Raw genomic sequence first — 6,032 nt, forward strand, 5'->3', positions numbered from 1 at the left:
CGGCGCAGCGCGGCGGTCTCGAGGGCGTCGCGCAGGCGATCGATGACGGTCAGCGGCAGTGCTGCGGCGACGTTGCCCGGCGGGCGGCGCGCGACGACCGGGTGAGCTCGTGTGGGGGCGGTACGGCGGACCACTTCCCAGGCCAGGCCGAGCGCGGTGAGTCGCCCGTGGCTCAGGCGCTCCTGGAGCCGGGGCAGCAGTTCGTCCTCCTCGTCGCGGACGTCGTCGCGGAGCACCTCGACGAACCGCGCCAGGAGGTCGGGCCTCGCAGGATCATCCGCGGGCAGGTTCTCGAGTCGGACGACCAGCTCGTTGACCTCCTGATGCTCCTGTTCCACCTCGAGGGTCAGGTCGTGCCCGTCCGGGAGGACCCGGCGAAGCACGGGCCACAGCACGGCCTCCTCGGCGAACGCGTGGGGGAACACCAGGCGGTACACGCGGAGAAGTACCTGTCGTTCTTCCCGGGCATCGGCGTGCTCGAGTTGGTGCAGGAGACGGTCCAGTGTGACGTGGTCGAGCTTCTGGCGGCTCAGGACACTCAGGCGGCCGCCGAGCTGGGTCGTCGTCTGGTCGGCGATCGATGTCACGTTCGCTCTCGTTTCTCTAGAGGGGGTCGGTGAGGGGGTCGCGGCCAACGTGGCTGCGGTGGAATGGGAGACGGGGCCGGGGGAGATCCCCCGCGACCCCGTCGCGCGCGCAGATCGACTCAGTAGGTGCGTCGCTCACACGATGGCTTCCTGCGCGATGAGGCGTGCCGGGGTGGTCCGAGGGTGGATCTCACTCCTTGTTGAGCGTGTCCTGGACGGTGCCCGCCACCTTCTCCACGGTGTTCGGCAGCTCTGTCGTGCCGTAGAAGCGGGCATCCGGATGGGTCGGGGGCGGCATCGGCGGGCCTTCGAGCGGCTCATCCGAGTACGAGAACTCGCCGTGGCCGTCCGGCGTGGGACCGGACGCCCAGGAACCGTCGGCGGCGGTCGCCCCGTCGGAGAAGTTGTACAGCGTGTACGCGTGCTCTCCGGCCTCCTTGGACTTGGGGAAGTTCGAGGGCACGGGCAACTCCTCGAGGCCCTCGGCCTTGAGGTCGTTGATCGCCGCGAGCCACTGGTTCTGGTGCATCGTGTCGCGGGCGAGCAGGAACGACAGCAGCTCCCGGATGCCCGGGTCGTCGGTCATGTGGTAGAGCCGGGCGACCGCGACGCGCCCCTGCGACTCGGCGTTGACGTTGGCGTACATGTCCGCCAGGAGATTGCCGCTCGCGGTGACGAACGCCCCGGACCAGGGGTTGCCCATCGAGTCGACGGGCCGGGCCCCGGCGCCGGCGAGGATGCCGTGCTGGACGTCGGTGCCGCCGACCACAGCTGCCACCGCCGGATCGTTCTGAACGGCGTGATCGGTGATCCCCAGTGGGGCCTTCTCGAGCAGTTGGGCGACCATCGTCGCGAGCATCTCGACGTGGCCGAACTCCTCGGTCGCGGTGCTGAAGAGCAGGTCTCGGTACTTTCCGGGGATGTGGGCGTTCCACGCCTGGAAGCTGTACTGCATGGCCACGGTGATCTCGCCGTACTGACCGCCGATGACCTCCTGGAGCTTGCGTGCATACACGGCATCGGGCTTCTCGGGCTTTGACTGAAATTGCAATTTCTGCTTGTGATAAAACATGGGAACTCCCGCACTGGACACGTTGAATTCATCGAATCTCGACGAATAAATCCAGTGAGCGCCACGGTAGGCGCGGCACACGGGCATGGCTACCGCACGCTCCCCCGGGTCGCTGCACTGGAGTGGCATGCATGCTGTTCACGGCGATTTCTCCGACGGAAGTTCGGCATGGTCGGCCACATGGCGTCCGCGGCGGTGATCGAACTTCTCGGCCTCGACAGGGCGCGTCCGATTATCGTGCCCCGGTTCCACGGTCTCTTGTCGCGGTGACGAGTGAGGCACCCGCGGGAATATGAGGGTCACTGCCCGTCAATCGCATTACGTTCTTTCCGAGGGCGTGCAGGAGAGATCAGTATGCCGAGAAGCGCTCAGACTGACCTGCCCGCCAAACCGGGTCCGAGTGCGCCGGTCTGCCATCGATCGGGGCCGGGCAGACGTTCTGGGTCCCGACATCAGCAGAGCCTCGGCTCAGTAGTCGTGGTCAGCGCCGCGGCTACCCGTGGTCTCGCCGATCCGCCTGAGGTGGATCCGGCGTGCGAGACGAATGGCGGGCCGTGCCAAGAACTCCACTGAACCGAGAATGAACAGCCAGGTGCCGATGGTCTGGGTGGAGTCGGAGAGGAACAGGACGCTGCCGACGAGGAAGAACAGCGCTATGAGCACGTCGTTGGCGATCGACAGTGTCTCGTAACGATCGTTGATGACCACCTCGTCGTCCCCGAGGGGAAGCCGCAGTGACCAGTCGGATCCGGAGGCGGTCGTCGATGGGGTGCTCGTGTGAGGAGTGGCATTCATGAAACGCGCGACCTCGGAGTGAGTGGGTGTGGCCGTCGACCACGCGATCGCGGCGGCGGGCGGACCGCGCGCGGTCGCGTCGATTCCGCCTCGTGGGCGCCTGCGACGCTACGCCGGGCACCTGGAGGTCACTACCGAAGCCGATCCCGTCACTCGGAATGGATGAGAGGATTCCCGGTGCCGGGGTGAGGGCTGCCCGCAGAAGTGACGGCCCCGAAGGCGCGCGTTCGTCGCGCTGATCCGGATCGCCCGATAGCGTGATCCGGATCACATGTGGGATATATGCTCCGGAGCATGTTCCCGGGAACCTTCGCCGCCACCACGCCCGACAAGCCCGCCGTGATCCGCCCCGCGACGGGCGAGCAGGTCACCTACGCCGAGCTCGAGGCCAGGTCGGCCCAGTTCGCGCACGTGCTGTCCGGCGACTGGGGGTTGCGCCCCGGTGACACCATCGCCGTGGTGTCGGACAACACCCTCGAGATGGTCGAGATCTACTGGGCCGCGTTGCGGACCGGGCTCTACATCGCGGCCATCAACCATCACCTCACGGCCGACGAGTCGTCCTACATCATCGGCGACTGCGGGGCCCGCGCCCTCGTCGTCTCCGCCCCGGTGGCCGACCACGTGGATCTGTCCCCGGACGCGCACCCGGGCGTCGAACATCGGGTGGTGTTCGGCGGAACACTCGACGGGTTCGCGGACTACCGTGCGCTGCTGGCCGACAAGCCCACCGATCCGCCCGCCGACCAGCCCCGTGGCCACGACTTCCTCTACTCCTCCGGCACCACCGGCCGACCCAAGGGCGTCCGCGTGGACCCGCCGGAGGGGCAGATCGACGAGGTGCCCGACGTCTACACCCCGGTGTTCAGCTTCCTCTACGCCTTCGACGCCGACAGCGTGTACCTGTGTCCCGCGCCGCTCTACCACGCGGCCCCGCTGAGGTTCTGCGGTGTGGTCAACTCGGTCGGCGGGACCGTGATCCTCATGGACCGCTTCGACGCCGAGGAGTCACTGCGCCTCATCGAGGAGTACCGCGTGACCCACTCGCAGTGGGTACCGACGATGTTCGTGCGCATGCTCAAGCTGCCCGAGGAGACGCGGCAGCGCTACGACCTGTCCAGCATGACCCACGCCATCCACGCCGCCGCGCCGTGTCCGCCCGAGGTCAAACGCCGGATGATCGAGTGGTGGGGACCGGTGATCCACGAGTACTACTCCGCCACCGAGGGGATGGGGATCACGTTCATCAACTCGCAGGAGGCACTCGAGCGGCCCGGATCGGTGGGGCGCGACGGGCTCAAGGGCATCGCGCACATCTGCGACGAGGAGGGCCGCGAGCTCCCCATCGGTGAGATCGGCACCATTTACTGGCAGCAGGACGAGGGCACCTTCTCCTACCACGGCGATCCGGACAAGACCGCGTCCGTCTTCCACCCCGAGCACTCGAACTGGTCCACCTTCGGCGACGTGGGATACCTGGATTCCGACCGCTTCCTCTACCTCACCGACCGCAAGGCGTTCACCATCATCTCCGGCGGGGTGAACATCTACCCGCAGGAGATCGAGAACGCCCTCGCACTGCACCCCGCGGTCGACGACGTCGCCGTGATCGGGATCCCCGACGAGGAGATGGGGGAGCGGGTCCACGCCGTGGTGGCGCCCGCCCCCGACCGCGCCGGCGACCCGGGCCTGGCTGACGAGATCCTCGGATCTCTCCGTGGCCACGTGTCGGACTTCAAGATCCCGCGCGCGGTGGACTTCGTCGACGAGCTGCCCCGCACCCCCACCGGGAAGCTGGTCAAGCGTCGGATCCTGGACCGCTACACCAGCGGGTCCCCGGCCTGAGCTGTCGATGGACCTGACCGAGGAGTTCGAGCGCGAGCGGCCCAGACTCACCCGGATCGCCACACGCGTCCTCGGTGATCCGGCCGAGGCCGAGGACGCGGTCCAACAGGCGTGGCTCCGACTGGCGAGGGCTGACGTCTCCGCCGTCGACAACCTGCCGGGATGGCTCACCACCGTGGTCACCAGGGTGTGCCTGGACCGTCTCAAGGCGGCGGTGCCGGCGCCCGGTGAACCGCTCGACCGTCCGGGAGTCGATCCCGACCCGGCCGACGAGGCTGTCCTGGCCGACTCGGTGGGATCGGCGCTTCACCTGGTGCTCGACCGGCTCACCCCGGCCGAGCGGGTGGCGTTGGTCCTGCACGATTCGTTCGGTGTCGACTTCGCCGCCATCGCCGGAATCCTGGACTGCACCCCGGCCGCCGCCCGCAAGCACGCCTCCAGGGCGCGGTCCAAGGTCCGGGGGCCGGCGGGTGCGTCCTCGGGCGCTTCGCCGGGGTATCAGGGCACAGCGGACTGGCGGGTCGTTGACGCCTTCCTCGCCGCCGCCCGCGACGGGGAGTTCTCCCGACTCCTCGAACTCCTCGCGCCGGACGTGGTGGTGGCGGGTGACCCGGTCGCCGTGGGCCTGGGGACCCCCGCGCGGATCGAGGGCCGCGATGCGGTGGCGGAGTTCTTCAACGGTGCCGCGGCCGCCGCTCTGCCGGTCTTCGTCCACGACCGACCGGGGGCGGCGTGGTTCGACCGCGGTGTCGCCCGGGTGGCCTTTGACTTCCGTGTCACGGGCGGCATGGTCACCCGCATCGACTTCCGGGCCCGACCCGAGGCACTGGAGACGATCGACCGCCGGCGGGACGGCGACAGGCGCTGACCTCCGGGGTAGAGCACCTCGCCGTCAGTGCAGGTGTGCAGGTCACCTCGCCTGCCAGGGGACGGTCACATCTCCGGGCCGCCGCTCGTCATCATGGTGGGGAGCGCACACCGCGCCACCCGGACACGGGAGGACACACCATGAAGACCATGACCTGCAGAGACCTCGGAGGCCCCTGCGACCTCGCCCATTCCGGAGAGACCGCGGACGATGTGATCAACGCCCAGGACGCCCACCTGAAGGAACTCGTCAAAGCGGGGGACGAGGCGCACGGGCCTGCGCGCAAGGAGATGAAGGGGCGGTGGATGCGGCCCCGTCAGGCCCTCGGGTGGTACAACGACGTCAAGAAGCGTTTCGCCGAGCTGCCGGAGGACTGACGCGGACCCGGGCTCGTCCCCGTTCAGCCAGCACTGTCGATCGTGCCAGCACTCTCGATCGCAGCAGCCAACGAGAGCAGTGTCGGTTCGGAACCGGGCCGACCGACGAGCTGGACCGAGGTCGGCAGGACCCGGCCGGCCGGGGTCGCGGTGCGACCGCAGGGGACGGTCATCGCGGGCCAGCCCAGCACGTTGGCCAGTGGGGTGAACGGCGAGAACCTCATCGACGCCCACAGTGAGCGCCCCCAGGATCGCTGGTGCCAGTCGGTCGCCTCGGGCGGCAGGTCGGCCAGTGCCGGGGTGAGCCACACGTCGACGCCGGCGGTGTCCATCGCGCGCTCGACCTCGGTCCGCAGCGCCTCGGTCGCCCGGTTCCACCTCGTGTCCCCGTCGCCCGCCCCACCGCGGCGGAACACGGTCCGACCGAGCAGGGCGTGGTGCCGGGTGCGGCGCTCCATCGCGGACAGTGGAAGGTTCTCCTCCTCCGC

The 6,032-nt window shown here is 68.8% G+C and carries 7 protein-coding genes; 3 read left to right on the forward strand and 4 right to left on the reverse strand.

Features of this window, described 5'->3' with window-relative positions; translation table 11 throughout:
• The 3 genes from G6026_RS14395 to G6026_RS14405 all read right to left on the reverse strand — a co-directional run.
• Positions 1-587 (reverse strand): hemerythrin domain-containing protein (locus G6026_RS14395; protein WP_182613582.1); only part of this gene is annotated, 587 nt, incomplete at its 3' end.
• Between the two features lie 190 nt (positions 588-777).
• Positions 778-1,659: a manganese catalase family protein gene (locus G6026_RS14400; protein ID WP_182613583.1), complete on the reverse strand. Its 882-nt coding sequence runs from the start codon at positions 1,657-1,659 to the stop codon at positions 778-780.
• Between the two features lie 468 nt (positions 1,660-2,127).
• Positions 2,128-2,454, reverse strand: coding sequence for a YrhK family protein (locus tag G6026_RS14405; protein ID WP_182613584.1), 327 nt, complete (start codon positions 2,452-2,454; stop codon positions 2,128-2,130).
• Between the two features lie 294 nt (positions 2,455-2,748).
• Between G6026_RS14405 and G6026_RS14410 the strand changes: the two genes are divergently transcribed.
• From G6026_RS14410 to G6026_RS14420, 3 genes are all read left to right on the forward strand, one after another.
• Positions 2,749-4,299: an acyl-CoA synthetase gene (locus G6026_RS14410; protein WP_182613585.1), complete on the forward strand. Its 1,551-nt coding sequence runs from the start codon at positions 2,749-2,751 to the stop codon at positions 4,297-4,299.
• Between the two features lie 7 nt (positions 4,300-4,306).
• On the forward strand, positions 4,307-5,167 hold the full coding sequence (locus G6026_RS14415; RefSeq protein WP_107755668.1) for a sigma-70 family RNA polymerase sigma factor: 861 nt from the start codon (positions 4,307-4,309) through the stop codon (positions 5,165-5,167).
• Positions 5,168-5,307: 140 nt separating this feature from the next.
• Positions 5,308-5,544: a DUF1059 domain-containing protein gene (locus G6026_RS14420; RefSeq protein WP_107755669.1), complete on the forward strand. Its 237-nt coding sequence runs from the start codon at positions 5,308-5,310 to the stop codon at positions 5,542-5,544.
• 23 nt (positions 5,545-5,567) lie between these two features.
• On the opposite strand, the gene G6026_RS14425 is transcribed toward G6026_RS14420, so the two are convergent.
• Positions 5,568-6,032 (reverse strand): amidase family protein (locus G6026_RS14425; RefSeq protein WP_241728097.1); only part of this gene is annotated, 465 nt, incomplete at its 5' end.

Origin of the sequence: Dietzia sp. DQ11-38-2, from assembly GCF_014145055.1 — a bacterium.
Lineage (GTDB): Bacteria > Actinomycetota > Actinomycetes > Mycobacteriales > Mycobacteriaceae > Dietzia.

Bases quoted from the DNA above. Each gene is read 5' to 3' on its own strand.
- G6026_RS14400 (WP_182613583.1), bottom strand. From the start codon at position 1,659: ATGTTTTATCACAAGCAGAAATTGCAATTTCAGTCAAAGCCCGAGAAG.
- G6026_RS14405 (WP_182613584.1), bottom strand. From the start codon at position 2,454: ATGAATGCCACTCCTCACACGAGCACCCCATCGACGACCGCCTCCGGA.
- G6026_RS14410 (WP_182613585.1), top strand. From the start codon at position 2,749: ATGTTCCCGGGAACCTTCGCCGCCACCACGCCCGACAAGCCCGCCGTG.
- G6026_RS14415 (WP_107755668.1), top strand. From the start codon at position 4,307: ATGGACCTGACCGAGGAGTTCGAGCGCGAGCGGCCCAGACTCACCCGG.
- G6026_RS14420 (WP_107755669.1), top strand. From the start codon at position 5,308: ATGAAGACCATGACCTGCAGAGACCTCGGAGGCCCCTGCGACCTCGCC.